This is a genomic window from Fictibacillus gelatini DSM 15865, assembly GCF_000430745.1.
Classification (GTDB): domain Bacteria; phylum Bacillota; class Bacilli; order Bacillales; family Fictibacillaceae; genus Fictibacillus_A; species Fictibacillus_A gelatini.
This window is the reverse complement of record NZ_KE387233.1, coordinates 31,870-58,555: the sequence shown is the minus strand read 5'-3', so window position 1 is coordinate 58,555 and position 26,686 is coordinate 31,870. Positions and strand designations below refer to the sequence as shown.

Below are 26,686 nucleotides of genomic sequence, written 5' to 3'. Positions count from 1 at the left end.
TATCCATTCATTTGGAGAGGATATCAGTCAATTTTAATCTCCTATCGATATCTAACTAAGACAACATAATTCAATGTACTGACCCGGCTGAATGAGAGACAGAAGCGGAAGGTCTTCGGGAACCACGCTTCCAATGACGTTCACCCGTTGATCAGCAGGCAGATTTTGAAGGGTAATGTGGATTTCGCCGCGATACCTTCCATACAAATCATTATCGACCGTTACCGTTCCACGTGGTCGCTCTACAGTATTGTCTGGTGGGACGGACTCCGTCGTGCGCGTGTTCATTAAACGAAGGACATCACGCGCAAAATCCGGACGCGGCCGATACTTTCCGCCTTTGAACGATGCTGTTTTTACCCGTATAGGAATGACCTTGTTTGAATCATATTTTATCAGTTGTTCCAAAAGCATGGCCCCTGGTTCAGGGTCACCAATGTACACTTCTTCAACACCATCATCAAACAATTCAACGGCTGCTGCAAAAGGATCTATCCACCGATGTTTCTCCAGCGTCGGCAATCCTTCAAACAGCGGACCCCGTTTTTCTCCCCGCCCTGGCACAAAGGCGCAGGAAGGAATGTTATAATCTTGATACAATTTCATTTGCTTTCGAAAAAAGTTTTCATCCAGGCCCGTTTCTCTCCGTGGATAATAATTATGCCAGGCGATAAGCCGGATTTTCTCAATTCCGCTATTCAAAAGTTCAAACAATTCATCTTCCAAAATAATGCTCGCATTTAAAGCAATTTGAAAACTCTCAGACAGCCTCATGATCGTTTGTTGGTCAAAAAAGTCATCCAACCGGATCCCGACAACACCTAAATCCGTCAAATCTTCAAAACAATCAATGCCTAAATGCTCCGGGGTCCTTGCGGAAATATCAGCATACACTTCCATTCCTAATTCTTTCGCAACACACAAAAGATTTTTTGCCCGGTTTGCCAGATCCCCCGTTTCTTCAGGAATGTGAAGAGAGGTGAAAGCCCGCTTCACGCCAATTTCACTCGCTTCTTTAATCCGTTTTTCCGCCAATGGGTCATTTAAATAAAACGATATGCCGATCATTAAAATTCACTCGCCATTTCATCTTTAAATCCAAAGAAATAAGTAAAGAGGAAGCCTGCTACATAAGCAATGACAAGACCGAATAAATAGAGAAAAGCCTGGCCGCCAACAACAAGAAACGTTAGCGGCAATCCCGATACCCCGATGGTGGTCGTCGCTACTTTAAAAAGTGCCTGGAATGCCCCTCCGACACCTGCCCCGAGGCAAGCTGTTAAAAACGGACGGCCAAGCGGCAAGGTTACACCAAAAATAAGCGGCTCGCCAATGCCAAGAAGTCCTGAAGGAAGGGCGCCCCCGATCGCGCGTTTCAACCTGGTCTTCTTTGTTTTAAAATAAATGGCAAACGCTGCACCGACCTGACCCGCGCCGCCCATTGCCAAAATCGGCAGAAGCGGGTCGTTGCCAATTTTATTGATCAACTCCATATGAATTGGAGTCAACCCCTGGTGAAGTCCGGTGACGACTAATGGCAAGAATGTTGCACCTAAAACAAAGCCACTAACGATGCCGCCGAAATCAAGGATGGCTAACAGGCCTTTTGTAATTCCATCAGAAATAAATCCACCTAACGGCATGAAGACAACGTACGTTACAATTCCTGTTACGAGGAGCGCCACGGTTGGCGTCACTATAATGTCAAGGCTTTTCGGAACAACCGTGCGGACATTTTTTTCAACGATCGCAATAAAAATGGCAGCGAACAGGATGCCAATTAGTCCTCCACGCCCCGGCAAGAGATTCTCGCCAAACAAACTGATTTTTGCCACTTCCGGGTTGATGACAAGAATACCGGCTAATGCGCCGAGAGCCGGCGATCCTCCGAATTCTTTTGCCGCATTAATCCCGACCAAAATTCCAAGATAGGCAAACAATCCTGAACCGATCACCATTAAAATGATGGCCAGTTGTGATTTTTCATCAAGCCATTTTGCTTGAACGAGGGTTTTTGTGATCCCATTAACGAGGCCCGACGCAACCAACGCCGGAATGAGCGGAATGAAGATGCTGGCAATCCGACGCAAAAACAACTTAAATGGGGTAGCATTCTTTTTCTTTATTTCCGATTTCTTTTGCGCTCCTAAATTCTCAAACTCAGCATTCTCTGATGCGTCGATCAGTTTGCCAAACTCTTCCGTCACTTTGTTGACGACACCAGGCCCAAGAATAATTTGCAACGTTTCTGCTTCAACGACTCCAAGTACGCCTTCAATGTTCTTTAACGCTTCTTTGTTAATAAGAGAATCTTCTAAAGGGGTGACGCGGAGGCGAGTCATGCAATGTGTATAGGAATCAATGTTTCCCGGTCCCCCAATGTACTCAAGGATTTTTCTCGCAAGGACTTGATGTTTGTTTTCTCCCATCTTTCATTCCTCCCCCATAAAAACGCTTTCAAAACAACGTTTACTTTTTCTTTGTAATAAAGTGAATGGCTTCCCGCGTCTTATCGATATGTTTGACCGTTTCCTCATACTGCCTGGCCGCGATGCATAGGAACAAAACATCGATGATATAAAGCTGGGCCAATCTTGAAGAGGTCGCGGCGCTTCGAAAAGGGGCCTCATTTGAATAAGAAGTAAATAAGCTGATGTCCGCAATCGAAGAGAGTGTCGTCTGATCAAATTTTGTCAGACTGATCGTTTGAACCCCCCGGTCTTTCGCAAGTGACAGGACATTAATCACTTCCGGCGTCTCTCCCGAAAATGAAATGCCGAAGACAACATCATCTTGATCCGCATTCGCAATCAATGTGGCGACAAGATGAACATCTGTAAAGGCCGTTGCCCCTTTATTAATGCGTAAAAACTTTTGCTGCGCGTCCAGAGCGATAATACTAGATGCCCCAATTCCGAAAAAATGAACGTTTTTTGCTTTTAACAATGCCTCTATCGCTTTTTGCAATTCATCATAGTTGATCAATTCCGCTGTCTCTTTCAAGCTTTGAATGGCATTGCTTGCCGTTTTGTGAGCGACTTGATACATCGATTCTGAAGGTTCGATATCCCGGTAGCCCTGTTCGGCCGGTTTCACCAAATCACCCGCAACCCTAATTTTCAAATCTTGAAAACCTTTTAAGCCAAGTGATTTGCAAAGCCGTATGACGGCCGCGCCGCTCGTGTTCGAAACGTTAGCCAGCTGGCTGACTGTACTATTTACGACTTCATGGGGATGTTCTAAAATATATTCTGCAATCTTTTGCTCGGAAGCCGGAAGTTTGTCGAGCATTTTTTGAACCATCTTTAATCCGCCTGATGCCACGATTTACTCTCCTTTATTTAATGAAATGGCCTTGCTGACATAGCCACCGGCCTCAGCAAGTAATGCTTTCGCTTCGTCATACGTTTTTTCCGTCTTAATCATCACGATCGCCGTTTTCACCTCATGATTCGCCTTCTCCAATGTTTCTTTTGCAACGTCGTAAGAGGTGCCCGTAACCGTTTTAATAATGTTAATCGCTCGTTCTTTTAATTTATGGTTACTGACATGAACATCGACCATTAAATTTTCATATGCTTTCCCAAGACGGATCATCGTCGTAGTTGAGATCATATTTAAAATCATTTTATGGGCAGTTGCTGCTTTCATTCGCGTTGAGCCTGTCAATACTTCGGGACCGACAATGACTTCAATCGCGTGATCGGCAACCTGGCTGATTCTGGCGTTTTCATTACATGATAGCGCTACCGCCTTTGCACCGATGCTTCTTGCATATTGAAGGGCTCCGACAACATATGGCGTCCGGCCGCTTGCCGCAATGCCAATGACCGTATCATTTGACGTGAGATGGACCGCTTCTAAATCTGTTTTGCCTAACTCGGCATTATCCTCTGCCCCTTCAACCGCTTTGACAAATGCCTTTTCACCCCCGGCCATGATTCCGAGTACGGTTTCTGGAGATGTGCTAAACGTCGGAGGACATTCAACAGCATCGAGAACACCGAGGCGGCCACTCGTGCCAGCTCCAATGTAGATGAGCCTCCCGCCTTTTTTTAATGACTCGAAGGCATATTCAACTGCCACTTTGACCTTGGGCAACACTTTTTTTACTGCCAGGGCGACCTTTTGATCTTCTTCGTTCATTACTGTTAAAATATCGATAGTATCAGCTGTATCAATATGTGTTGTATTTTGATTACGCATTTCGGTCGTTAATGAGCTTAGATGTTCTTCCATTTTTAAGCCTCCAAATTCGTATTGCGAATGGTCGTCGAAATTTTCTTTACTTTTATTATAATTGGTTTGAAATATAATTTCAATAAATATATTTTTATTATAAAAATTAGTTTCAGATTTAGTTTATGTTCTAAATTAAAATAATATGACTTCAATAGGAAAAGGACCGCTGTTGAACAGCAGTCCTTTTCTGTAAAATTATTCAGCGATATTGACAAACGCATCTTTGATATTAACTTTTTTCTTCACCACGTCTGTTTTATATAGCCAATCGGCGACATCTTGCCACGTTTTTTCATCCTGGGTGCCGAACGGCTCGTCTTTTGCATCCATTAACGGCAGCAAAATATTCAAGCTTTCTTTTTCGACTTGTTTGTCCAGTTTAAAATCTTGATTTTCATGATCCAATAAAATTTGCAATCCTTGTTCCGGATTTTTTTGGACATATTGCTGTCCTTCTGATACCGCTTTCCAGAACTTTTTGTAAACTCCTTTCTTTTCTTTCAATCCCTGGCTGCTGGCAACAAGTACTAATTCATAGTAATCAGGGACGCCATACTTTGCCGGATTAATCGCACGCATCGGGTGCCCTTCCTTACCGAGCAAAATCTTTTCATGATTAATATATCCTCCGATAATACCGTCGACTTTGTTCGTTGAGACAGCCGGCATTAAATCGAATCCGACATCTGTCATCTTTACGTTCTTTATGCTTCCACCATCATGATCCACCATTGTTTTTACAATCGCTTCATCGGTCGGAATGGATGGGTAGCCAATGTTTTTGCCGGCAAGATCTTTTGGCGTTTTTATCTTGCTTTTCTCAGGTACCATTAAATAATTGAGCGGATGGCGTACGAGAGCAGCGAGCGAAACAACAGGAATGTCTTCCGCCCTTGAAATGACGACTTGCGGCTGATAGCTGAGGGCAAGATCGATTTTGCCTGCCGCAACCAATTTTAGCGGGTCATTCGTTTCAGCCGGCATTTTTATATCAACATCAAGCCCTTCTTTTTTAAAATAGCCTTCTTTTACTGCCGTATAAATCGCGGAATGAACGGCATTCGGATACCAGTCAAGCATGATGCTGACCTTTTGAAGCCCGTTTTTGTTTTTCGTTCCGCTCGCTTCTTGTGACTGTGAACAACCTGAAAGGACGATCGCCAAACAGAGGGCGATCCCTATCGTTAACCATTTACGTTTCAATTTCATCACCTTTTCTTTTCTTCATTCCATTTCAACATCCATTTTTGCAATAAGGTAACAACGAAAAATAAAACCATTCCGAGTACAGATAAAAGAAAGACGGCCGCAAATACACCTTCCGCATTCAAGTTCCCTGACATTCTTCTGCTATAATAGCCAAGGCCAACGCTAGCCCCAAGCCATTCACCGATTGTCGCACCGACGACGGAAAACACAATCGCAAGCTTTAATCCGGAGAAGAGAGAAGGCAATGCCATCGGCAGTTTCACTTTCATAAACCGCTGCCATTTGTTCGCCCCCATTGACTGAAGGAGTTCATCATATTCCGGGTCGCTATTTTTTAGCCCGTCATACATCCCGACAACGATTGGAAAAAAGGCGATTAATACAGTGACCGCCACTTTGCTCCATATCGTATAACCAAACCAGAGAACAAAAACCGGAGACAGCGCGATAATCGGAATCGTTTGCGAAATCAAAACGACGGGATAAATCATTTTCTCAAGCGCTTTTGAGAAATACATTAGGATCGATAAGGCGATTCCCCCTGCCGCCGCAATAAAAAATCCAATCGCCACTTCCTTAACGGTCGCAAGAAGATGCTCCTGAAAAAGCGACTCCCGGTTTTCAACAATGGAACGGATAACCGAAGATGGGGAAGGTAATATGAATGAAGGGACTTTCCCTGACTGAACGAGCCATTCCCAGATGACAATGATGACGCATAAAAACAAGATAAATAACAAGTAATCTTTGAAAAATGATTTCAGTTTAGCCATCAGCAATCTTCTTCTCTATCATTTTTTTGTAGTTCACCATGTCCATTGTATGAACCATTTCCGAATGGCGCGGGCGTGGAAGATCAACCGGAATTTCTTCTGTCGTCTGATCCAAATGCAGCAAAATAATCCTGTCGCTTAGAAGGATGGCTTCTTCCAGGTCGTGGGTAATAAAAAGAATCGTTTTATTCAACTCTTCCCATATGGATAGAAGCCAGCTATGCATCTCTTTTTTCGTCAAGGCATCGAGTGCCCCAAATGGCTCGTCCAATAAAAGAACTTCTTTTTCGGTCAAAATTGTTCTTAAAAAAGCGGCCCGCTGCCTCATGCCGCCCGAAAGCTCCCGTGGCAACGCATTTTCATAATCTTTAAGGCCGACTCGTTTAAGCCAATTTCTTGCCTCGTGTTTCGTTACTTTTGCGCCTTTTTGAAATTCAGAAGCGAGCATGATGTTTTCAAGAACCGTTCGCCACGGCAAAAGCAAATCTTTTTGAGGCATATACCCGACACTTCCCGGTTCAGTCGCTTTGCCATAGACGCGAATTTCCCCTTCATCGGGTTTCAGGAGCCCGGCACATAACTTTAATATTGTGCTTTTTCCTGTTCCGCTTTTCCCGATTAACGATACGAACTCTCCTTTTTTGAGTGTGATGTTTACATTCGAAATGATTTTCTTTTTATGCCGTTTTTCGGGTCTCACCAAGTACGAAACATTCTTCATCACCAGTGCCATAGTCAAATCGGCCATTCGTGCTTGCCATATACCATATCCCAAAAGAGATATTCATAGCGTGACGTCGTTATAAAATGTTTTTCTAGTATGGAGAGCTCCCGTTCCGTTTTTCCGTTTGTCAGGTTGTTCAGAAGTTCAATGAGCCACTCGCTGAGTGCGCCAAATTCAGCGGAAGCGTACATCTCAATCCAGCTTGCATACGGATTTGCTGATAACATGTTGCCGTTTTGCTGTTTTAAATCTTTTCCTATTTCCCAATAGCTCCACATACATGGAAGAAGGCATGAGATCAACTCGGCAAGCCCCCCATTATGTGCCACATTGAGCATATACCGGGTGTAAGCAAGGTTCACCGGCGTCGCTTCGGTTTGTTCCAGGTCAACATGGCTGATGCCAAATTCAGCCGCGTATTGCCGGTGCAAATCCATTTCCGTATGAAGCGTTTCGTGGAGAAGCCCGGCAAATTTCCCCATCGTTTCAAGGTCCTCCGCTTTCATCGAACCAATCGCGAACAATTTCGCATAATCGATCAAAAACACATAATCTTGTTTCATGTAATAGGCAAAGGTCTCTTTATCGAGGGTACCGCTTCCAATTCCCCGGACAAACGGATGGGCGTGAATTTTCGTCCAAATCGGCTTAACGTTTTCAAATAGCCGGTCGGTAAATAGCTGCTGCTTCGTTTTCGTCATTTTTGTTCTCCCCTTTCCGTGTTGCACCACTCGGCGATAAAGCAAGCAATCGTTTTCGTATAGTCCAACAGTTGCTTAATCTTCACTTTTTCATTCACCGAGTGAGCCTCTTTTAACTCTCCCGGACCGTAAATCGCCGCGGGAATGCCTGCCCAGCCAAACCATCCGCCATCGGTAACCGATGTGGACATGGTGACTTCCGCTTCCCTCTTCGTGACGAGTCCGTGATGATTTTTTAACTGGACAATTGCCGGATGCCCGGGATCAATTTCTAACGAAGGAAAAATTTCACCGCGGTCTTCGATCATTGATTTTCCGCCCCAGCGAAACTGTGGCGGATTTTCTTTCAGCCATGGATCGGCCATCGCAACACGATTGATGTGTTCTTCGATTTCCTTTGCGACCTGTTCAAACGTTTCATTCGGATAAAAGTGGACGGTAATCCATAACCGGCATTCATCGGCGATAAAAGCGGCATGACGTCCGCCTTCGATCACAGCAGGATTGATCGTATTTGTCCCTGCCGGAAAACCAGGGTAGCTTTTTGTTACAGCCCAGTGGCGTTCCAATTCTTGAAGACCGCTAATGATCTTCATCATCTTCTCAATAGCGCTTGCGCCTCTCAATCCGCCGCCGGCATGAATCATTTTCGAACGCAGCCCGTCATGAAACGTTTCTTTGCTTTTCACCGTAATCCAACCGGTAATAACGCCGCCCTGCCCTTGAATCCGTAGATCGCTCGTATCGACAACGAGGGCAAAATCACCGGTATACCCTCTATCTAAGCATGACTTCGTGCCGGCCTCTCCTACTTCCTCACCGATGACGGATTGAAATTGCAAATCTCCTTTCAATTCCACGCCAAGTTCATGTAATAATTGAATAGCAAATAATGCCCCGGCGATCCCGCCTTTCATGTCTGATGTGCCGCGGCCAAAGACATATCCATTCTCTACTTTTATTTCAAACGGGGACGCCGTCCACTCTGAATCGTCTCCTACTTCGGCGACATCGATATGGCCGTTGATGATCAAACTGTTGAATCGCTCTGGATCCGTGCCTTTCTTTACACCAACGACATTCGGGTCATTCGGGAATACGTCCCATTTGTCTGTTGTAAAGCCCAATTGCTGTAACTGCTGTTCAATAAACTGCTGAGCTTCCGACGAATTGCGGGCCGGAGGGCTTACCGTTGGAAAACGGATGAGCTCACCGAGTAATTGCAGCAATTCATCCTGCCTTTCTTCTACTAATTGTTCGATTTTTTTATTGAATGTTTCTGTCAGCAATGTTTTCTCCCTCCTTTTTTGCTATCGTAAATTTGCATGATTGCACGTTGATCTGGCTTTGGAAAATAAAATTGCTAGTTTGGAAAATAAAATCCGATGTTTGGAAAATAAAAATTGAAATTCAGAAAATAAAATCTCTAGTTTGGAAAATAAACTGTCCTGTACAGAAAATAAACAGGCTTATTATTTAGTTTTGGAGCTAACTTATCGAGTGTTGGCCAAGTTTAGGCGATATTATTGTAAGTTTTAACAAAAAAACTGACATTTCGGGCAGTTAATGAACGAAATTTAAAAAACCGCCCCTAAAGAGAGGCGGCGATACACTACATCTATATTACATGTGTAGATATGATCCGCTTCCCTACGCTGGCATGATCCAGATCAGGTTCAAAGGGTTTAAAACATACGTTTATTCTCAGCCGGTAATTGGCCCCCCTAGCATTTCTATTCAATTAAGGATGTTCAAAAAGTCCGGGAAAAATAGCTGTCGAATTTCTGCGTCAGCTTGCCTCTCCGCTCCTCACGTATTAAAGGCATACGCTCCGGTGCTCGCAGTCTGCGCTTCCTTGAACTTCTCGGCTCTTTTTGTCCTCCTTTTTGAACACGTAATTATCCGACATAACGGTGATACAGGCTTTTCGCTTCATGAATGTCTTTTGTCCCGTGCACGAGCACCCTTCCGTCTTTAAAAATGACGAGACGGCGGGTATCATCGACCGTATATGAGACGAGATACGGATTTTGTTGCAGGGCGCCGCCTAATTTGGACAATTTGCTCGCCAGTTCATCAAGATTTCTTTCAGATCGTTTCGGCGGACGAATTTGCACAGTGTTTCTCCCACAAAGCACAGCGGTTTTCATCTGATTTTCCGGCTGCAAAAATGGGTGCGTCGGATTTACGCCGCATGACGGACAATCGTCCTTTTTCATCCGGTCCACATTCATTGCGACATATTGATTTTTCCATAAATCAAAAGAGACGAGCTTATTTCTTAGCGCATCCATATCCTCAACAAGCAGCTTTAATGCTTCGGACGTTTGATAGGCGACAACCATTTGCACAGCCGGGGCAATAATCCCCGCCGTATCGCACGTTGCGCCCCCCAATGGAACGGTTTCTAAAAGGCAGCTTAAACAAGGCGTTTTTCCTGGAAAAATCGTATAGCTTAAACCATAGCTTCCGACACACGCGCCATAGATCCATGGAATCTTCTTTTTTTGCGAAAGATCGTTAATTAAAAGACGGGTATCAAAGTTGTCGGTGGCATCGATGATAAGATCAACGCCAGCAGAAAGCTCTTCGATTTCTTGAATGCCGACATCCATAATAAAAGCACGAATATCAATATCGGAATTAATTGCGCGGAGACGCTTTTTGGCGGCAATTGCCTTTGGGAGGCGGTTTCCCGCATCTTCTTCGCTAAACAATTGCTGCCGCTGGAGATTGCTCCATTCGACATAATCGCGGTCGACAATCGTCAATTTGCCGATTCCCGCCCGGGTGAGAATTTCGGCATTTCCAGTGCCGAGTGCACCGGCTCCGATAATCAGAACATGTTTTGAAGCAAGCTTTTCTTGCCCGCTCTTTCCAATTCCGGCAAACAATTCTTGCCTGGAATAACGATCGCTCATTATACGCTCATTCCCTCCAGAGGGCTTGATGCTGTTGCATAGCGTTTTTTCGGAATTCTTCCCGCTTCAAATCCTAACCGGCCGGCTTCAATCGCCAGTTTCATCGCGCGGGCCATTTTGACTGGATCTTGTGCCCCGGATACGGCGGTGTTCAATAACACGCCATCCGCACCCATTTCCATGGCAATAGCGCAATCCGCAGGTGAACCAATTCCTGCATCAACAATGACCGGAACCGTCGCTTGTTCGATGATGAGGCTTAAGTTAAGCGGATTGACGATTCCCTGTCCAGAACCAATCGGGGAAGCTCCCGGCATGATCGCATGCACGCCAAGCTCCTGTAATTTTTTTGCTAAAACGACATCATCGGAAGTATACGGAAGAACGATAAATCCTTCTTCCAACAGCATTTCCGATGCTTTTAACGTTTCGATCGGATCAGGAAGCAACGTTTTATCGTCACCGATCACTTCGACTTTAATCATATCACAGAGCCCGGATGCTTTCGCGAGCTTCGCGATGCGAACAGCCTCTTCGGCCGTGCTAGCTCCCGCCGTGTTTGGAAGCATCTTAAATTTCTCCACTTCCAATTTTTCTAGAAAGTTTGGCTGGTTCGGCTCGAAAATGTTCATCCGTCTTACGGCAAACGTTAAAATTTCAGTTCCTGATACGTCGACCGCCTCTTTTTGAACATCGAAATCCGGGAATTTTCCCGTTCCGAGAAGCAATCTTGATTGAAATTCATAAGGTCCTATTTTTAACATGATTATCCTCCTCCTACAAAATGAACGATTTCAACTTTATCTCCATCAGCTAAACGAGTTTCAGCATGCGAACTCTTTTCGAGAATTTCCCGATTCAGTTCGACGATGGCCCCTTTATCCACCAATTGAAAATGTGCCAATAAATCATGAACGCTTTGCACATTATCGGGAACCTCAACCTGGTCGCCGTTAATCATCAACTTCATGTTATCACCTCAATTCCGGTTGTTTTGAAAAACGGTCCACTCGAAATAGCCGCAATGTTTCTTTTGACCGCTTGCCATCAATCAATTCCGCCACCCATTTTCCTGTGATCGGACTGAGGACGATACCGTTGCGGAAATGGCCGGCCGCAATATATAACCCTTTTATCTCAGGATGTTCACCTAAAATCGGGAGTCCATCGGGGGTCTGCGGACGAAGCCCGGCCCACGCTTTTTCCCAGATTCCGCTTTCGATCGAAGGCAAAATTGCCTTTGCCGCATCCATAAGTCCGGCAATCCCTTTGAATGAAACGGTTGTATCATACTGGCCGTTAAGCATCGTTGCCCCGACAATTAACCGGCTCCGCTGTTTCGGAACGATATAGCAGCCATTTGAAATAATTGTTGCTGTAATCGGGGCGATCGGAAAACATACTGAAAAACATTCCCCTTTGACCGGATATAGAGGAACATCGAGTCCTGTTTGCTCCAGTAACTTTCCTGTCCAGACACCTGACGTGGCAACTACGTTCTCGCTATAAAAAACGCCGTGATTCGTTTCAATTCCGGCGATTCTGCCGTTTTCTTGAAGAAAACGGGTCACTTCCGTAAACTCTTTTATTTCCGTCCCTAATGCAGCAGCCGATCGGGCAAAAGCGGCCGTTAATTCTGCCGGCAATACATGACCGTCATTTGGCAGATACATCGCCCCTCTCACATTTTTGGAAAGGTTCGGTTCGCGTTTGAGCAGGTCTTCAGCCTCTAGCCACTCTGCCTGCTGCCCTTCATGATTGTGAAAAGCGATTAACCGTTTCAGCTCTGCCTCTTCTTCTTCCATTTGCGCCGTTTTATACAGGCCTTTATTCACAAGTCCAATATCAATGCCGCTATATTCTTTTAATTCTTCGGCTATTGATGGGAATAAAGTTCTGCTCTCGTTCGCCATTTCATAAAAAGGTCCCGCCTCATGGATTTCCGCCTGGGCACCGAGCATTCCGGCCGCCGCTTTTGATGCCTGGCTACCGATTCGGTCTTTTTCAACAAGCAATACGCTTCTTTTACTTTTCGCTAAATGGAAGGCAATGGAGCTGCCGATCACTCCTCCGCCTATAACAATTACATCATAGCTGGTTGTCATCTATTCTCCTTCTTTCCTGACCTTCGTGTAAAATTGTTCCGCCGCCTCAATTGGGGAAGCTGCCGCCCAAATACCTGACATAACGGCGATTCCAGAAGCTCCTGCAGCAAGGACGTCTTTTGTTCTCTCCGGTGTGATTCCGCCAATTGCAACAACCGGAATCGACACCGCTTTTGTAATTTCGTTCAGCGACTGTAAGCCTCTCGCGTTCAGCCCCTGTTTAGAAGCCGTCGGGAAAATATGCCCGTATATAAGATAATCGGCCCCCTGGCGTTCTGCCTCCAGCGCTTCCTCAATTGAATGGACGGATTTTCCAATTCTTAAACCTGGGAAACTAGATTTGACAAGCGCGACATCTAAACTTTGATAGGTGAGTTGAACCCCTTTTGCGCCGGCAGCTAATGCAATATCCGCACGGTCGTTAACATACATTTTCGACAATGGGACATTACAATCTTTAAGCGCTTTTAGACACAGGTAAATTTCACTGGCACTCTTAGATTTTTCACGAATATGTAACGCCGTAATGAAAGAGTGAATCTCGGCCGCCGTTTTCGCGAATTCAAGCGGATCATCGATTCCATTTGATATGATGTGAATCTCTCTATCGATTTGAATCTCCCCCTTTTAAACTATGAAATCTAGCAATACACAAAAAAACCACTCCAGCATAAAGGAGTGGTTGAAAATACATGTAATAGAGCCGTAAAGGCTGCTTCCCACTTCCCTACGCTGGCATAATCCAGATCAGGTTCAAAGGGTCTAGAACGAAACGTTCAGTCTCAGCCAAAAAAGGCCCCCCCAGTGTTGCGTTTGAATTATTCGATTATTGCCCTCTATCATAACACGAAACTCAAGATTAGGAAACCCTTTCGTCTTAAAACATTTGAAGTTAATGTATCAAAACTCAAGTCGCTCTTATCCTAAGAACCAAAATTGGAAGGGGTTCATGTGAAAATGCATTAGAGCCTGATTCTATCAACTTGATCTTACAATAAACATGAAAGAACAGTGCAATGTTCATGATATTTTTGCTTCATAAAGGCGACGAATGGTGGGGTTACATTAATGCAAGCTATTATATTGGAACGATTGCAGGCGGATTGATAACATTGTATATGGCGAAAACGATTCAAAAAAATCTTATTCTCAGCATGGCAACGGGCTCAGTTTTTTTTAGCGCTTTTACTTTTCTTTATGGGATGAGCAGCATTCCTGGCCTTTCACTTATACTGTGCGTGTTAATGGGGCCGGCCTACCAGGTTCGGGATGTCGCCCAGCAAACGGCATTTCAAACGAATATCGATGCAACATTGCTCCCCAAAGTTTATGCCAGCCGCAATGTCCTATTATCAACGATATCGAGCCTTTCTATTATTATTGTTGGGGCAATATCCGAGTACGCAGGGATCCGAATGGTCTATTTGTTCGGCGCCGGTCTTATTTGCCTCTCCACCGGGCTATCTTTTGTTTTGCTAAAAACGAAAAATAAAGAAAACAGTTACTATCATTCACTGTAGAAACATTTATCTTTTATTGAGGAAATCACTATGATCCATGGTAAACAGCAAAGACTATACTACAGAAACTGTCAAACTGATCGTAGATTACGCCTTTAATGAGTTAAACCTGCATCGAATCGAGGCCGGTGTCATGCCCCACAATATCGCTTCGATCAGGGTATTGGAAAAAGCAGGGTTCCATAAAGAAGGGATTGCCTTGAAAAATGTTAAAATCAACGGAAAGTGGGAAGACCATCAAGTGCTTGCGATCATTAATCCTAAAGACTAAATGTCCACGCTGCAAAGAGCCAGGGAACATCCCGGGCTCTTTTATTTTTTAGATCGTATCGAACTCTACCTCTTACTGCATATTTTCAAATAACGTGGCCAGTCCCATCCCGCCTCCGATTCCTAACGTTGCAAGTCCGAACTTTCCGCCCATTCGTTTCATTTCGGAGCAAAGCCTGGTAACAAGTATCGCACCGGAAGCCCCATACGGATGGCCGAACGCAATCGCGCCTCCGCCCCTATTTAATTTTTCAATCGGGATGTTTAACTCCTTGATGGAAGCGAGCACCTGAGCGGCGAATGCTTCGTTGAGCTCTACGAGATCAATGTCATCAACTGAAAGCCCATTTCGCGTAAGCAGCTGTTTAACTGCTGGCACCGGACCGACTCCGGGATAGTTCGGGTCGACTCCGGCAACGACTGAATCGATAAACCGTAATGCAGGCGTTAATCCAAGACTCTCCGCCTTTTTTTCTGACATAACAAGAACAACCGCAGCTCCATCATTCACGCCGCACGAGTTTGCTGCTGTTACCGTTCCTCCTTCTTTAAAAACAGGACGTGCCCGGCCGATCAGTTTTTTATAATTGGTGCGAAGATTGATCCCTTCGTCATGGAGAATACCGTTCATTGGAACAATCTCATTGATAAACCGGCCTTTTTGAATCGAATCAATGGCCTTTTGGTAGCTTAAGAGGGCAAAATCGTCCTGTTCTTCCCTTGATACGTTATATTTTTCGGCAACGTTTTCCGCAGCCGCCCCCATATCGGGATCTCCAATGGAATCTGGGGAAAAACGGGCTCTCTTCGAAAATGGCGAAAGGCTTGAACTTTCAACACCGCCGGCAAGATAAATCTCTCCCGCACCTGATCGCACCAACCGGCAGGCGATGTTAATTGCCTCAAGACCCGACCCACATTGCCGGTCGATCGTTACTCCGGGAACGGAGAACGGGAAGCCGGCCGTCAAAGCTGATAACCTTGCCATATTCCCTCCAGGGCCGACAACATTGCCAAGAATCACATCAGAAACTACTTCAGGAGAGATCGAATATTGCTTTACCAGTTCTTTCATAACGGTAGCGGCAAGATTCTCTGGAGGCACGTTTTTTAAAATGCCGCCTTTTTTTCCGATAACGGTTCGTTTTCCCCCGATAATTACAGCATGATCCATCAAACCAATTCCTTTTTCAGTAAATCTTCTTTCAATTTTGCTCTAGCGGCCTTTCCGCTCGTCGTATAAGGAATCGAATCAACAAAAACAATGTTTCTTGGCACTTTATAATTGGCAAGCTGCGTCCGGCAATGCGCTTTAATTGTTCGCTGATCGATCGTATAGCCCTTTTTTACGACGATCACTGCGGTAATGATTTCTCCCCAATAGTTATCGTCGATCCCAAGGACAACTGCTTCCTCAATTTCGGGAAGTCGCAATATCGTCTTTTCGATCTCTTCCGGATAAACGTTTAATCCACCGTAGATCATCATGTTTTTTTCCCTGCCGACTAAATAAATATAGCCATCTTCGTCGCGCTTTGCCATATCGCCGACGGTTGCCCAGCCATGTTGCAGGACTTTGTTCGTTTCCTCTTCATTTTCATAGTAGCCCATAAAGAGCTGCTCACTTTGCACATACAGCTTCCCAATTTCACCAATTCCGACTTCGCGTCCATTATTTTGAATCGAAAGGGTGACATTATGAAACGGCCGACCGACTGAATCAGGCTTCCTTCTCGTATCTTCCGGGCCTGAAAAAGTGACAAAACTGAGTTCTGAAGCGCCATAAAACTCGTATAAGTCTGACGATGGAAACATCATCTTCATTTTTCGTTTGGAATCTTTTTCCCATTTCGCCCCTGATGATAAGATCTTCGTTAACGTATTGGTCGCGATCCCATCCGGACGATGTTTAATCAATGCCTCGAACATCGTCGGAACCATGTACATCGTCGTAATTGGATACGTTGATAAAAATGAAAAAACGCTTGCCGGAGAAAACTTTTTCAGTAAATAAACCGTTCCGCCGATAAACAACGTACTGATGACGGCATATAAAAAATGGGAATGAACAAGCGGGCCAGGGACAAGAACATGATCTTTGTCCGAAATCCCGAATTCCTTCATGCTGCAATCAAAGCTTTTTACCCACGAGCGGTGGGAGCGGATGAATGCTTTCGGCGTTCCTGTTGTTCCCGAAGTAAATCCCATATAGAACGGTGCAGTATCCGGAACGTCTTCGTATGATTTTGATTCCGTTTCTCGGTTGTTGAGCCACTTCTGGAATTCGTCGGCCTTTCCGCCCAATACTATAACCTGTGTAGGTTCCGGCACTTTCTCTAGTTTCTTTTGCAACATGTGATCAACAATAAGAATATCGGGTTTCGCCAGCTTAAGGTTACTTTGAATTTCACCTGAACTCCATTTATAATCGAACGGAACTGCTATCCAGCCCGCTTGAGCCGCTCCAACAAAAAGCTGCAAAAACTCAACTGAATTATGTAATAGTATGGCGATCTTCCGCTCCTGTTTATCAGCATGGACAGAACGGAGCGCCACCTCTATTTTCGCCACAAGTTTTTTCCATTCCGCATATGTAATCCTTTTTTTATCTGTAACCACTGCGTAATGATCGGGTTTAGCATGTAAATACATATCGCTTATGAGCATAAGATGTCACCTCACTTTCAGCATATCATAGTATCAATGAAAAGAAGAAAAGGTTTGTCATTTGACAAACCTAAGCCGCGCTTGAAGGGCGTTTTTGATCGATCGACCATGATTTTCTTATTTTTGCAGACAGGTAGGCCGCAATAATCGCTTTCGCCAAATCCCCCGGAAGATAAGTAATTGCGCTAATGGCAGCCGCTTTGAGTCCGATATCTGCCACAAATGCCGTTACGGGGACCCCGCATAAGTATAAAAATAACGCACCACCTAAAAAATTAATGATAAACAATTTCCAGACTGCAAGATTCTTTCCCGTGCGGGCCATTAATCCGATCAGCAGCGCCGCAATCGGGAAACCGAATAAATAGCCGGCACTCGGCCCAACAAAGACGGAAATACCGCCACGTCCACCCGCAAGTACAGGCGCCCCGACTGCTACGATAAGCAAAAATAAAACTTGACTCAACGCACCTAATCGGGCTCCGAGCACTGCACCAGATAGCATGACCCCGATTGTTTGTAGTGTAATGGGCACCGGCGTAAAAGGCAATGGAATTGGCGGGATAAAACTTAACACGCACATCAATGCGGCAAATAAAGCGATAAACATCATGTCTCGTAATTTCATGTATAAATTCCCCCTATTAGTTTTTATTATAAAAGGAACTTACACATTGTCAACTTCATTTTATATTAGGTTTACAAAATAATTTTCAAGTTGGTCCAGTGGCACCTTTTCTTGTATGCCAGTTTTCATTTGTTTTACCATCACTTTATTTTCTGTTCGCTCATTTTCGCCGAACAGAAGGACAAACGGGATGTTTTCTTTATTGGCATAATCAAGTGACTTCTTTAATCGTCTGCCTGTTAAATCAACTTCTGTTTTTATTCCTTTTTGGCGTAACCGCCGTGCGATCTTTAAACATTCTGTCGTTGTATCCATTGGAATGATATACACATCAAATAGCGAGACAGGGGCATCTTTCTTTTTGTCCTTTAAAGCGGTGTATATGACATCCAGGCCAAACGAAATGCCGACTGTCGGGTAGACTTTTCCGTTTTGCAGGAAGTTGCCGATAATCGAATCATACCTTCCGCCGCTCCCAATACTTGATGTAATGGCTCCATCCGATAAAAAGATTTCGTAAACCGTTCCTGTGTAAATGTCCAACCCTCGTGCCAAAAACGGGTTAAAGACGGCTTTTTCTGCTATTCCGAGTGCCTCTAAATAAGCTGTTAATTCTTCAATTTCAGCCAGCCCTTCTTTCATTAACTCATTGGATGCTATACGTCGAAAGGAATTTATATTTTGTTCAGCAGCATCTTCTATAAATGTTTCAAGCGTTTTTACCGTTTCAGCCTCAATTTGCTTTTCCATTAATTCTTCCTTCACTCCGTCCGCTCCAATTTTTTCAAGCTTATCAAGGGTTAAAATGACATCGCTCGTTTGCTCCTCATTCACATTCAAGCTTTCTAGCCATCCAGAAAGAAGCTTACGGTTGTTAAATTGAATGGTTACATCAAGGTCAAGTTCATTAAAGACATCCAACGCCATCATCATAAGGTCTGCTTCGGCCGCCATTGATTGGATGCCGACCACATCAACGTCACACTGTTCAAACTCGCGGAATCGCCCTTTTTTCACCGGACCATCGCGAAAGACTTTTCCCATCTCATACCGTTTGAGCGGAAAACGCATTTCGGGATTCATTCCAATCACCTTCGCAAACGGAATGGTTAAATCATATCGCAATGCCAGTCGGCGCTCCCCCTGGTCAGTCAGTTGGTACACTTCTTTTAAAATTTCTGCCCCGCCCCCGTATTTTGACGCCATTATATCAAAATAATTTAATATCGGTGTCTCCAATGGCCTTGCGCCATATATTTGAAAAACATCTTCCAACACCCGTTTGATGCGGTTTCGCAGAGCCTGCTCTTGAGGCAAATAATCTACTGTTCCCTTTACATTTTTTAAAACGGTTTCCATTCGTACATCCTCCTCTAGAAAATAAATGTAGAACTACGGACAATAAATGGCTCATTTTAGACAATATCGCCGACGGTTTAGATAATAAATCTTGAAATTCAGACAATAATACGCCGTTTTGAGTAGAAAGAGCCCAATTAAAAAAGCCCTGCAAGTATAAAAATACCTGCAGGGCGCTAAGCTCGCAGGTACAACGGGAATAACCCTTGTACCTGCGAGAAAAATTTTTCCCGGGTCCAAGGGTTACGTGTGATGATGAAGTTGCATGAGGGTTATGATGTTATTCATTTCGAATACCTCCCACTGAATTGAACTTATCATACACTAATTCATCTAAAATTGAAAGACGATTTTAAAAACTTGTTGTACATATTGGCTTTTGCTCCACTTTAAACAGGTCGTTCAAACTATCGGAAAAGCGCTCATCAGAAATGGTGGCAAGTCCATACCGTAGCAATGCTTTAACATCTATTGCCCCCATGAGCAAGGAAGAGAAATCATCTATATTGATTCGAAGCTCTACTTTATATTCGGCATTTGCATCTACTATAGGCTTCCCGTCAGAAAATGTAATAATGATGCTCTGTGAATTTTCTGCAAGGAACGGGTCTTTTACTGTTAATTTCAGTGTGCCATTCATGTTATTAAAGTTTCTCTCCTGAATCGTTTGAAAAAACCGTTCGATATCGATGATTCGATACATCATCCCCCCTGCCGTCACGTGCGATTCCAGGTAAATGGAATCAAACGCGCTACTCTCTCCATTGCTCGCATCAGGGACGACATATCGAAAATGTTCATCTGTTGTCTGAATGATCACTCGTTTTATTTGATCTTTTTGAGAATGGAAGAAAGCCATCATTTCATTAAGAACTTGCGGTGATTCATAAATGAATTCCTTCACGAGAAGATCATTCACAAATGTTGCTTCGCTTTTGTATGTAAACGCCATATATCCTTTAATATTTTTCCCCTCTTTATAGGCGATAATGTGGTTGCCTTCTCTAAATAAGCTAGTCATGTTAGCGTCAATCCGTCCGGTCATCCCATTTGTTTTTTTGAACATTCGATTATAGCAGGCAGCTACCTCTTTCCGATTTTCATCCGTATCTTCAAGAAGAACGAGATGTTCGGTCCCGCAATATCTCGGGAAGCTTCCCGGTCTAATTTTATATTGTGAGATTTGTGTCCCATGACCGAACCCCATCTTTTTATAAAATCCCGTATCAAATGGATAAAGGGTGACGATTGAGATTCCTTTTTTCTTAAAAAAATAAAGCGACTGAAGCAATAGTTCTCTGGCAACACCTTGCTTGCGCTGCAAAATATCGACTGCAACAAGCCCAATTCCACCGGCTTTCACAATCGTGCCGGCCACGTTTAAATCGAACTCAATTAATCGGACGCCTGCAGCCAAACGATCACCTTTCATGATGCCGTATAATGCTTGATCATTTGATTCATTTATTTCATCCAGCCATCCCCTTAATTGTGAAGGTGGCGTTTTAAACCCGGGATACGCCGTTGAAATGATTTTCATATAGGCATCCAACTGCGTTTTGTCATGAAGCTTTTGAAATTCCACTTCCATCACTCCTTGCAACCACTATTATCTTTTCCAAGCATTCATTTATTCCATACGTTGTGGCATAAACCTTCCCCATAAACCTTCTTTTTCATAAATAAAAAAGGAACCCCGGAGATTCCGGGATCCTGAAATTCACCATACGACCGGGCCATAGGGAGGAAGGCCGTAACCATAGCCATATCCGTATCCATAGTAAGGAGCTCCATAAAATCCGGGAGCTAATCCAAATCCGGCAATTGACCCTAATCCAAGACCTAAAAGGGTTCCACCCAGAAATGGAAATATGCGCTCTTCTCCGCTCTGGATTGGCATCAAGTAAACCGTCTCCGGATCTACTCTTTTAATAACGCCTGTATGCACATTCCCATCGTGCAGCTTAATTTCAACCGGTTTACCAATATGTTGAACGCAAAGCTGATAGTAGTATTCTTTCAAAAAAAACCATCTCCTTCAAAGGAATTTGAATACCCTCTCTTTACTATATGTCGAATGAAGAATGACGGCATGGACAAGTGTCATTACGAAAGGAAGGATCAGGAATAAACAGGCTTGCCTGCCAATCGATCCATCAATCTCCTCATAACAATCGTTGAAACGGGAATATTATTGTATTACAATGATTATTCTGAAAGGTGGATTGATGTTGAAAAAAAGATATTGGTTTCTTATTAGTTTCCTCTGCCTTATCATCGCAGGTTTTGCATGGTTCTTTTATCCGCAAATGAAGATTTATTGGATAAAGTCTCACTCGGCCGCTCCTGTTACGACAAAAGATAAGACAAACGTCACCTATATAGATCATCTAAAAAATCTTAAAAAACCGACAATCCGGCACCTTATCCTTGGAGATTCCGTCGCAAAAGGAAAGGGTTCTACCGATGGCGGATTTGCAGCTATTGCAAGCAGGCAACTGGCCGACTTGACCGGCAAGAAAGTTCTAGTTGATAATCAAGGGGTTTCCGGTTTTACGAGCGCGGATTTGCTCCAATTTATTCAAGGGAGATTATTAAAAGAGAAAATTCAAAACGCTGACTTAATAACCATTAATATTGGCGGCAATGATCTTGTGAAAACGGCATTAAAGGACGGACCTGTCGAAGCGATTCAACATTATCAAACTGTTAAAGAAAACTATGCTGAACATTTGGATCAAATTTTTAATTTTATTCGGAAAGAAAACCCAAAAGCAATTATTGTTACTAATGAGTTGTATAATGCAATTGATTCGGATGAATCTTTTTATCCAGCAACCAAACGGCTCTTAAGTGACTGGAACTTAATCGCTTATGAAACAGCTGCCGACTATATGCCGACTGTCGTCATTCCGAGCAGTGAAGTGTTAACAACAGAAGACCGAAAGAAGTGGATCTATGATTCCATTCACCCGAACGAGCTCGGACACCGGCGAATCGCGAATGCGATGATCAAGATTTTAGAAATTCCTTTTTCAAAACAATAAAACGGCCCATCTACTACCAATAGATGGGTCACTTTTTATAAGTCTAGGACTTTTGTCGGGTCATAAAAATTGGAACATCCATTTAACTTTTCGAACATAAAATTATTGTAGCAAAATAATACTTACGAACTATTGGAAAACTTCGGAAATAGTCTTAATGGTTCTTGTTCAATTTTTGCAACCGGGATAAAATAGGAACATACAATCTAATTTTTTTCTCTACTTCTTGTAACGGACTTGCCCGACTACCAAACTGGGGAGGGGAATGGTATGACAGTATTTGAAGCATTGTCTTTGATGATTAGCTTTTCAGTACTAGTGGTCACCATTATTCGCTCCAACAATAAGGAATAATAGGGGCAATTTCATCCAGACATACTACAAAACGCCATGCGCAAGCATGGCCTTTTTTTGTACGAACAGCACTTCCAGTGATAAAGTGCTGAATTAATGAAACTCCGGGATAATGATGGTAAATTCTGTTCCCTTCCCGAGTTCACTTTGAATGTGAATTCGCCCTTTCATCGATTCGATAATCCGGAAGGTAACCATTAACCCGAGCCCGGTTCCTTTTTCTTTCGTTGAGTAAAACGGGGAGCCGGCACGATAAATTTCTTCTTTTGTCATTCCTGAACCTGTATCGCAAATCGTTAACACCGCTTTTGAGTTCCTTTTATTCACAGTAAGGTGAACATCCCCTTTTTCTTTAATCGATTCAACCCCGTTTTTAATCATATTGATAAGCGCCTGTTGAAAACGATCAGGGTTTCCTTCCACCATCACATCTTGAACAACCGTCAAGTACAAATTCACATTGTGAAGAGTGGCAAAGGGACGCAAAATATTAATTGATTTCTCGACTTGTTGCTTTAATGATAAAATTTCTTTCCTTTCCTCTTGTGGCCTGGCGAGAGACAAATAGTCATTAATAATGCTGCCCGCTCGATCCAATTCTTCCATCGCAAGGTTCATAAATTCCTTATCATTTGCTGGTAAATATTCATTTTCTGAGATCAATTGAATAAAGCCTCTTGTAGTCGTTAATGGGTTTCTTATTTCGTGGGCAACGGAAGCTGCTAATTCGCTTACTACCTGTGTCTTTTCACTTTGTTGAATGCGCTCTCTCATGATTTCCGTATTTCGAATGCTCTCAATCGTATAAACGGCAAAAAACATGGTGAAATATTGAATCAAGAACAAAATAACGAAAAAAGGTAAAATCGTATAAAAGGAGTCCTGGAAAACGGTAACAGATGCCGTTTTCAAAATTGACGACACAATCACAAGGAAGCCAGCGATCATTATTTTTTCACGGACTCGCATCGTGTGATAATAATTCACCAGTCTAAACGAAATTAAAATGACCAATAAATCGATACTTAAAATGATCGCTAAATCATGTCCACCAAGAGTAACACGATAAATGAAGTAAATTGCCGCAACGAGCCATCCGCTGCTTGCAGTCCCATATAAAATGCCGATGATGACAGGAAGCATGCGAAAATCGAAGACAAAACCGTCCTTCACCATAATTGGAAGCGACATGCATAAAATGACAAGCAAACTGCAAAGAATACCGATCGAAAATGTCCGATTTTGCGTATGTTCGATACACCGTGTTTTTCTTGTATATACATGCTGGTAGACAAATATCGGTGTGGCTACCATTAGAACTTGTAATAATGTATCCTTAATTAGTTGTATGGTCATAGATCTTACCAGCCTTATCAATTTCTTATATGTATCATTGTAAATCAAAAAACCCTGCAGGAGAAATACTTCTGCAGGGTTTGGGGAAATTATTTTACTACTACAATTTGATCGTCATGAACATCGACTTTTAATTCGTGAACATTTTCTTCATCAAGCAATCGATCTGCGATTTGGTCTTCCACTTTTTCCTGAATGATACGGCGCAATGGTCGTGCACCAAAAGCTGGATGGTAGCCAAGTTCAGCGATTTTCTTTTTCGCTTCATCCGTAAATGTTACTGTGATATCTTGTTCTTTAAGATTTTCATTAAGTTCTTCCAGCATTAAATCCACAATTGCAAGAAGATGCTCTTCTTTAAGAGATTGGAATTGGACAATGCTGTCAAAACGGTTTAAGAATTCCGGTTTGAAGAACATTTTAAGCGAATCTAAGATGTTCGTTTCTTTTTCTTTTTCCGTCTGGTTAAATCCAAGCGGTTTCGTTTGTTTCATACCGGAACCTGCATTAGATGTCATAATGATGACTGTATCCTTAAAGCTTACCGTACGTCCCTGGCTATCGGTTAGACGGCCGTCTTCAAGAATTTGCAAGAACATATGCTGGACGTCAGGGTGCGCTTTTTCAATTTCGTCCAATAAAATGATGCTGTATGGCTTGCGGCGCACTTGTTCGGTTAATTGTCCGGCTTCTTCAAATCCAACGTAGCCTGGAGGTGAACCGATCAGTTTAGACACCGCATGTTTTTCCATATATTCGCTCATGTCAAGACGTATCATTGCGTCCTTATCACCGAATAATTCTTCGGCAAGAGCTTTCGTCAACTCCGTTTTACCGACGCCGGTTGGTCCAACGAATAAGAATGATCCAATTGGACGGTCTTTTTTCTTTAGACCTGCACGGCTGCGGCGAATCGCTTTTGCCACTTTTTCGACCGCTTCATCCTGCCCGATCACTCTGCTTGATAAATGTTTTGCTAAATTTTTCATTTTTGATTGTTCATCGATTTGAAGTTTGCGGACAGGGATGCCTGTTTTTTCTTCAACGATTTTTTGAATGTCGCTTGCAGTGACAACCGCCTTGTTGGCTTCACTTTTCTCTTTTAATTTTTCCTCGAGCTGCAATTCTTCCTGGCGAAGTTTCGCTGCAAGCTCATAGTTTTCTTCCATTGCCGCTTTTTCTTTTTCACCGACAATTTCTTCTAAACGTGCTTCAATTGCGCCTTTTTCTTCATTGACGTGAAGAAGGTTGAGCTTGGATCCCGCTTCATCCATTAAGTCAATCGCTTTATCAGGCAAAAAGCGGTCCTGGATATAGCGGTGAGATAACGTAACGCACGCTTTTAATGCATCTTCTGAGAATTTTACTTCATGGAAGTCTTCATATTTTGCTGCAAGCCCTTTAAGAATTTCGAGCGTTTTTTCCGGCGTTGGCTCATTGACGATAATTGGTTGGAAACGACGTTCAAGAGCAGCGTCTTTTTCAATTTGACGGTATTCTTTTAAAGTCGTTGCCCCAATGACTTGAAGCTCGCCGCGGGCTAACGCCGGTTTTAAAATGTTGCCTGCATCCATTGAACCTTCCGCAGAACCCGCACCTACTAATTGATGGATTTCATCAATAAATAGAATGACGTTTTTGCGGTTTTGAAGTTCGCTGATCAATTGTTTCATCCGCTCTTCAAATTGGCCGCGAATGCCTGTATTGGCAACAAGTGATGCGACATCTAAAAGATAAACTTCTTTTTTCAAAAGCTTCGCCGGCACGCTGCCTTCTGCAATTTTCAAGGCTAGTCCTTCGGCAATCGCCGTTTTACCGACACCCGGTTCACCAATTAAAACAGGGTTGTTTTTATTGCGGCGGTTTAAAATCTCAATAACACGGTTAATTTCATCTTCACGGCCGATGACCGGATCAATCAAACCTGATTTCGCTGCATCGCTTAAATTTCGGCCGAATTGGTCTATGAAGCCGCCTCCGCCACGATGCTTCGTTTGTGTTTGGGTTTTTGCTTGAGATGAGTGGAAACCAGCATTCATTGAGTTTCCCATCATTTGTTTAAAGAAATCATCAAAGGATGAAAATTGATTAAAACCATCCGGTATTTTCATTGATTGTTTCACTTTATTGTAGCAATCTGAGCATAATGTCATTTCTTTTCTTTCATTATTAATCACGATGTTCATGTGAATTGTAGCAGGATTTACTTTACATTGTTCACAACGCATAAGTACTCCTCCTCTTTCTATCTGAAAATAAAAGGCCAAAAGTTTATAGTCGTTTTTGACTTTGACTTTCTTTGACCTTCTGACTACATTATACTTTGACCTTTTTTGACTTTCAAGTGTTTTGCCTTAATTTTTTTTGGAAATAGTGCACAGCTGCTTAATTGTGATTACTATTACTATTTCCGTTTAATCGATCTCTCTAAACATAGATAAGAAATTGTTTTGTTTCTTTTCTAGTAGCGAAGCCCTCCGTTAAATGCATTTCACATCGGATTTTTTAGGAAGAATGTCTTTAATCAAGACTTTATTGAAGAAAATTAATGTCCGCGACATGAAATTTGTCCTTGAGAATTCCGTCTCTTGAAAAAATAGGCCTCGCTCCCCGTGTTTTTGTCCTTGAGAACGCCTCTCTTGGACAATTTCAGGTCTCGCTCTCGTGTTTTTGTCCTTGAGAACGCCTCTCCTGGACAATTTCAGGTCTCGCTCTGAGGTCACTGAAAAAGTCCAAGAAATTTTCAAAAATGCTTTTTCCTAAAAAATACATCCCCACTTTGGTAAGCGAAATGCATTGTAAACACGATG

At 43.2% G+C, this 26,686-nt stretch carries 25 protein-coding genes, 1 pseudogene and 2 riboswitches; of the genes and pseudogenes, 4 read left to right on the top strand and 22 right to left on the bottom strand.

What is annotated here, in order from left to right:
- Positions 1-51: 51 nt before the first annotated feature.
- The 14 genes from H538_RS0121320 to tenI all read right to left on the bottom strand — a co-directional run bounded on the left by H538_RS0121320 (position 52) and on the right by tenI (position 13,254).
- The gene (locus H538_RS0121320) at positions 52-1,068 is read right to left on the bottom strand and encodes a MupG family TIM beta-alpha barrel fold protein (protein WP_026679304.1); all 1,017 of its coding nucleotides are present in this window, start codon (positions 1,066-1,068) and stop codon (positions 52-54) included.
- On the bottom strand, positions 1,068-2,429 hold the full coding sequence (locus H538_RS0121315; RefSeq protein ID WP_026679303.1) for a PTS transporter subunit EIIC: 1,362 nt from the start codon (positions 2,427-2,429) through the stop codon (positions 1,068-1,070). The genes H538_RS0121320 and H538_RS0121315 overlap by 1 nt, the downstream gene beginning before the upstream one ends.
- 40 nt (positions 2,430-2,469) lie before the next feature.
- Entirely contained in the window at positions 2,470-3,324 is an 855-nt protein-coding gene (locus H538_RS0121310) for a MurR/RpiR family transcriptional regulator (protein WP_026679302.1), read from the bottom strand.
- 3 nt (positions 3,325-3,327) lie between these two features.
- The gene (murQ, locus tag H538_RS0121305) at positions 3,328-4,239 is read right to left on the bottom strand and encodes an N-acetylmuramic acid 6-phosphate etherase (RefSeq protein WP_026679301.1); all 912 of its coding nucleotides are present in this window, start codon (positions 4,237-4,239) and stop codon (positions 3,328-3,330) included.
- 198 nt (positions 4,240-4,437) lie between these two features.
- The gene (locus H538_RS0121300) at positions 4,438-5,445 is read right to left on the bottom strand and encodes an ABC transporter substrate-binding protein (RefSeq protein ID WP_026679300.1); all 1,008 of its coding nucleotides are present in this window, start codon (positions 5,443-5,445) and stop codon (positions 4,438-4,440) included.
- Between the two features lie 5 nt (positions 5,446-5,450).
- Positions 5,451-6,224 carry an ABC transporter permease gene (locus H538_RS0121295; protein WP_026679299.1) on the bottom strand — a complete coding sequence of 258 codons (774 nt, stop codon included), beginning with the start codon at positions 6,222-6,224 and terminating at the stop codon, positions 5,451-5,453.
- A complete protein-coding gene (locus H538_RS0121290) occupies positions 6,217-6,972 on the bottom strand; it encodes an ABC transporter ATP-binding protein (RefSeq protein ID WP_245595298.1) in 756 nt (251 codons plus the stop codon). The genes H538_RS0121295 and H538_RS0121290 overlap by 8 nt, the downstream gene beginning before the upstream one ends.
- Positions 6,960-7,649: a thiaminase II gene (gene tenA, locus H538_RS0121285; RefSeq protein ID WP_026679297.1), complete on the bottom strand. Its 690-nt coding sequence runs from the start codon at positions 7,647-7,649 to the stop codon at positions 6,960-6,962. The genes H538_RS0121290 and tenA overlap by 13 nt, the downstream gene beginning before the upstream one ends.
- Complete coding sequence (locus tag H538_RS0121280) at positions 7,646-8,938, bottom strand: acetylornithine deacetylase (RefSeq protein ID WP_026679296.1); 1,293 nt, start codon at positions 8,936-8,938, stop codon at positions 7,646-7,648. The genes tenA and H538_RS0121280 overlap by 4 nt, the downstream gene beginning before the upstream one ends.
- A 341-nt stretch (positions 8,939-9,279) precedes the next feature.
- Positions 9,280-9,385: riboswitch (TPP riboswitch) on the bottom strand.
- A gap of 162 nt (positions 9,386-9,547) precedes the next feature.
- Positions 9,548-10,570 (bottom strand): thiazole biosynthesis adenylyltransferase ThiF, encoded by a 1,023-nt coding sequence (locus H538_RS0121275; RefSeq protein WP_026679295.1) that lies wholly within the window; start codon positions 10,568-10,570, stop codon positions 9,548-9,550.
- A complete protein-coding gene (locus H538_RS0121270; protein ID WP_026679294.1) occupies positions 10,570-11,334 on the bottom strand; it encodes a thiazole synthase in 765 nt (254 codons plus the stop codon). The genes H538_RS0121275 and H538_RS0121270 overlap by 1 nt, the downstream gene beginning before the upstream one ends.
- A gap of 2 nt (positions 11,335-11,336) precedes the next feature.
- Entirely contained in the window at positions 11,337-11,540 is a 204-nt protein-coding gene (gene thiS, locus H538_RS0121265; RefSeq protein WP_026679293.1) for a sulfur carrier protein ThiS, read from the bottom strand.
- Positions 11,541-11,544: 4 nt separating this feature from the next.
- On the bottom strand, positions 11,545-12,675 hold the full coding sequence (gene thiO, locus H538_RS0121260; RefSeq protein WP_026679292.1) for a glycine oxidase ThiO: 1,131 nt from the start codon (positions 12,673-12,675) through the stop codon (positions 11,545-11,547).
- Complete coding sequence (gene tenI / locus H538_RS0121255) at positions 12,676-13,254, bottom strand: thiazole tautomerase TenI (RefSeq protein ID WP_322786431.1); 579 nt, start codon at positions 13,252-13,254, stop codon at positions 12,676-12,678. It lies immediately after the preceding gene.
- Between the two features lie 128 nt (positions 13,255-13,382).
- Positions 13,383-13,488: riboswitch (TPP riboswitch) on the bottom strand.
- 203 nt (positions 13,489-13,691) lie between these two features.
- On the opposite strand from tenI, the gene H538_RS24740 reads away from it, so the two are divergent.
- Both H538_RS24740 and H538_RS24735 read left to right on the top strand, forming a co-directional pair.
- The gene (locus H538_RS24740; RefSeq protein ID WP_051291613.1) at positions 13,692-14,195 is read left to right on the top strand and encodes an MFS transporter; all 504 of its coding nucleotides are present in this window, start codon (positions 13,692-13,694) and stop codon (positions 14,193-14,195) included.
- 43 nt (positions 14,196-14,238) lie between these two features.
- Positions 14,239-14,466 (top strand): annotated as a pseudogene (locus H538_RS24735) (GNAT family N-acetyltransferase); the annotation flags it as partial.
- A gap of 72 nt (positions 14,467-14,538) precedes the next feature.
- Here the strand turns inward: H538_RS24735 and H538_RS0121240 are convergent.
- From H538_RS0121240 to H538_RS0121215, 6 genes are all read right to left on the bottom strand, one after another.
- A complete protein-coding gene (locus H538_RS0121240) occupies positions 14,539-15,639 on the bottom strand; it encodes an acetyl-CoA C-acyltransferase (protein WP_026679290.1) in 1,101 nt (366 codons plus the stop codon).
- Positions 15,639-17,132: an AMP-binding protein gene (locus H538_RS0121235; RefSeq protein WP_051291612.1), complete on the bottom strand. Its 1,494-nt coding sequence runs from the start codon at positions 17,130-17,132 to the stop codon at positions 15,639-15,641. The genes H538_RS0121240 and H538_RS0121235 overlap by 1 nt, the downstream gene beginning before the upstream one ends.
- A 70-nt stretch (positions 17,133-17,202) precedes the next feature.
- Positions 17,203-17,760 carry a biotin transporter BioY gene (locus tag H538_RS0121230; protein ID WP_026679288.1) on the bottom strand — a complete coding sequence of 186 codons (558 nt, stop codon included), beginning with the start codon at positions 17,758-17,760 and terminating at the stop codon, positions 17,203-17,205.
- Positions 17,761-17,820: 60 nt separating this feature from the next.
- Entirely contained in the window at positions 17,821-19,119 is a 1,299-nt protein-coding gene (locus H538_RS0121225; RefSeq protein WP_026679287.1) for a histidine--tRNA ligase, read from the bottom strand.
- Between the two features lie 352 nt (positions 19,120-19,471).
- Entirely contained in the window at positions 19,472-20,704 is a 1,233-nt protein-coding gene (locus tag H538_RS0121220) for a GNAT family N-acetyltransferase (RefSeq protein ID WP_026679286.1), read from the bottom strand.
- A gap of 135 nt (positions 20,705-20,839) precedes the next feature.
- The gene (locus H538_RS0121215) at positions 20,840-21,142 is read right to left on the bottom strand and encodes an LSm family protein (RefSeq protein WP_026679285.1); all 303 of its coding nucleotides are present in this window, start codon (positions 21,140-21,142) and stop codon (positions 20,840-20,842) included.
- Positions 21,143-21,350: 208 nt separating this feature from the next.
- Here H538_RS0121215 and H538_RS0121210 point away from each other — a divergent pair, with 208 nt between their 5' ends.
- Together H538_RS0121210 and H538_RS27190 are read left to right on the top strand one after the other, a co-directional pair.
- Positions 21,351-22,166 carry a GDSL-type esterase/lipase family protein gene (locus H538_RS0121210; RefSeq protein ID WP_161627226.1) on the top strand — a complete coding sequence of 272 codons (816 nt, stop codon included), beginning with the start codon at positions 21,351-21,353 and terminating at the stop codon, positions 22,164-22,166.
- Between the two features lie 270 nt (positions 22,167-22,436).
- A complete protein-coding gene (locus tag H538_RS27190) occupies positions 22,437-22,520 on the top strand; it encodes a putative holin-like toxin (RefSeq protein WP_407636418.1) in 84 nt (27 codons plus the stop codon).
- A gap of 93 nt (positions 22,521-22,613) precedes the next feature.
- Here H538_RS27190 and H538_RS24730 read toward each other — a convergent pair whose 3' ends face one another.
- Entirely contained in the window at positions 22,614-23,876 is a 1,263-nt protein-coding gene (locus tag H538_RS24730; RefSeq protein WP_051291611.1) for an ATP-binding protein, read from the bottom strand.
- An 89-nt stretch (positions 23,877-23,965) separates the two neighbouring features.
- A complete protein-coding gene (locus H538_RS0121200; RefSeq protein ID WP_026679283.1) occupies positions 23,966-26,104 on the bottom strand; it encodes an ATP-dependent Clp protease ATP-binding subunit in 2,139 nt (712 codons plus the stop codon).
- Positions 26,105-26,686 lie beyond the last annotated feature (582 nt).

Coding starts and splice junctions, on each gene's coding strand:
- H538_RS27190 (WP_407636418.1), top strand. CDS start 22,437: ATGACAGTATTTGAAGCATTGTCTTTGATGATTAGCTTTTCAGTACTA.
- H538_RS0121270 (WP_026679294.1), bottom strand. CDS start 11,334: ATGTTAAAAATAGGACCTTATGAATTTCAATCAAGATTGCTTCTCGGA.
- thiO (WP_026679292.1), bottom strand. CDS start 12,675: ATGACAACCAGCTATGATGTAATTGTTATAGGCGGAGGAGTGATCGGC.
- H538_RS0121225 (WP_026679287.1), bottom strand. CDS start 19,119: ATGGAAACCGTTTTAAAAAATGTAAAGGGAACAGTAGATTATTTGCCT.
- tenA (WP_026679297.1), bottom strand. CDS start 7,649: ATGACGAAAACGAAGCAGCAGCTATTTACCGACCGGCTATTTGAAAAC.
- murQ (WP_026679301.1), bottom strand. CDS start 4,239: ATGGAAGAACATCTAAGCTCATTAACGACCGAAATGCGTAATCAAAAT.
- H538_RS0121315 (WP_026679303.1), bottom strand. CDS start 2,429: ATGGGAGAAAACAAACATCAAGTCCTTGCGAGAAAAATCCTTGAGTAC.
- H538_RS24730 (WP_051291611.1), bottom strand. CDS start 23,876: ATGACCATACAACTAATTAAGGATACATTATTACAAGTTCTAATGGTA.
- H538_RS0121235 (WP_051291612.1), bottom strand. CDS start 17,132: ATGCTCATAAGCGATATGTATTTACATGCTAAACCCGATCATTACGCA.
- H538_RS0121240 (WP_026679290.1), bottom strand. CDS start 15,639: ATGGATCATGCTGTAATTATCGGGGGAAAACGAACCGTTATCGGAAAA.
- H538_RS0121290 (WP_245595298.1), bottom strand. CDS start 6,972: ATGGCCGATTTGACTATGGCACTGGTGATGAAGAATGTTTCGTACTTG.
- H538_RS0121200 (WP_026679283.1), bottom strand. CDS start 26,104: ATGCGTTGTGAACAATGTAAAGTAAATCCTGCTACAATTCACATGAAC.
- H538_RS0121275 (WP_026679295.1), bottom strand. CDS start 10,570: ATGAGCGATCGTTATTCCAGGCAAGAATTGTTTGCCGGAATTGGAAAG.
- H538_RS0121320 (WP_026679304.1), bottom strand. CDS start 1,068: ATGATCGGCATATCGTTTTATTTAAATGACCCATTGGCGGAAAAACGG.
- H538_RS0121230 (WP_026679288.1), bottom strand. CDS start 17,760: ATGAAATTACGAGACATGATGTTTATCGCTTTATTTGCCGCATTGATG.
- thiS (WP_026679293.1), bottom strand. CDS start 11,540: ATGAAGTTGATGATTAACGGCGACCAGGTTGAGGTTCCCGATAATGTG.
- H538_RS0121295 (WP_026679299.1), bottom strand. CDS start 6,224: ATGGCTAAACTGAAATCATTTTTCAAAGATTACTTGTTATTTATCTTG.
- H538_RS24740 (WP_051291613.1), top strand. CDS start 13,692: ATGTTCATGATATTTTTGCTTCATAAAGGCGACGAATGGTGGGGTTAC.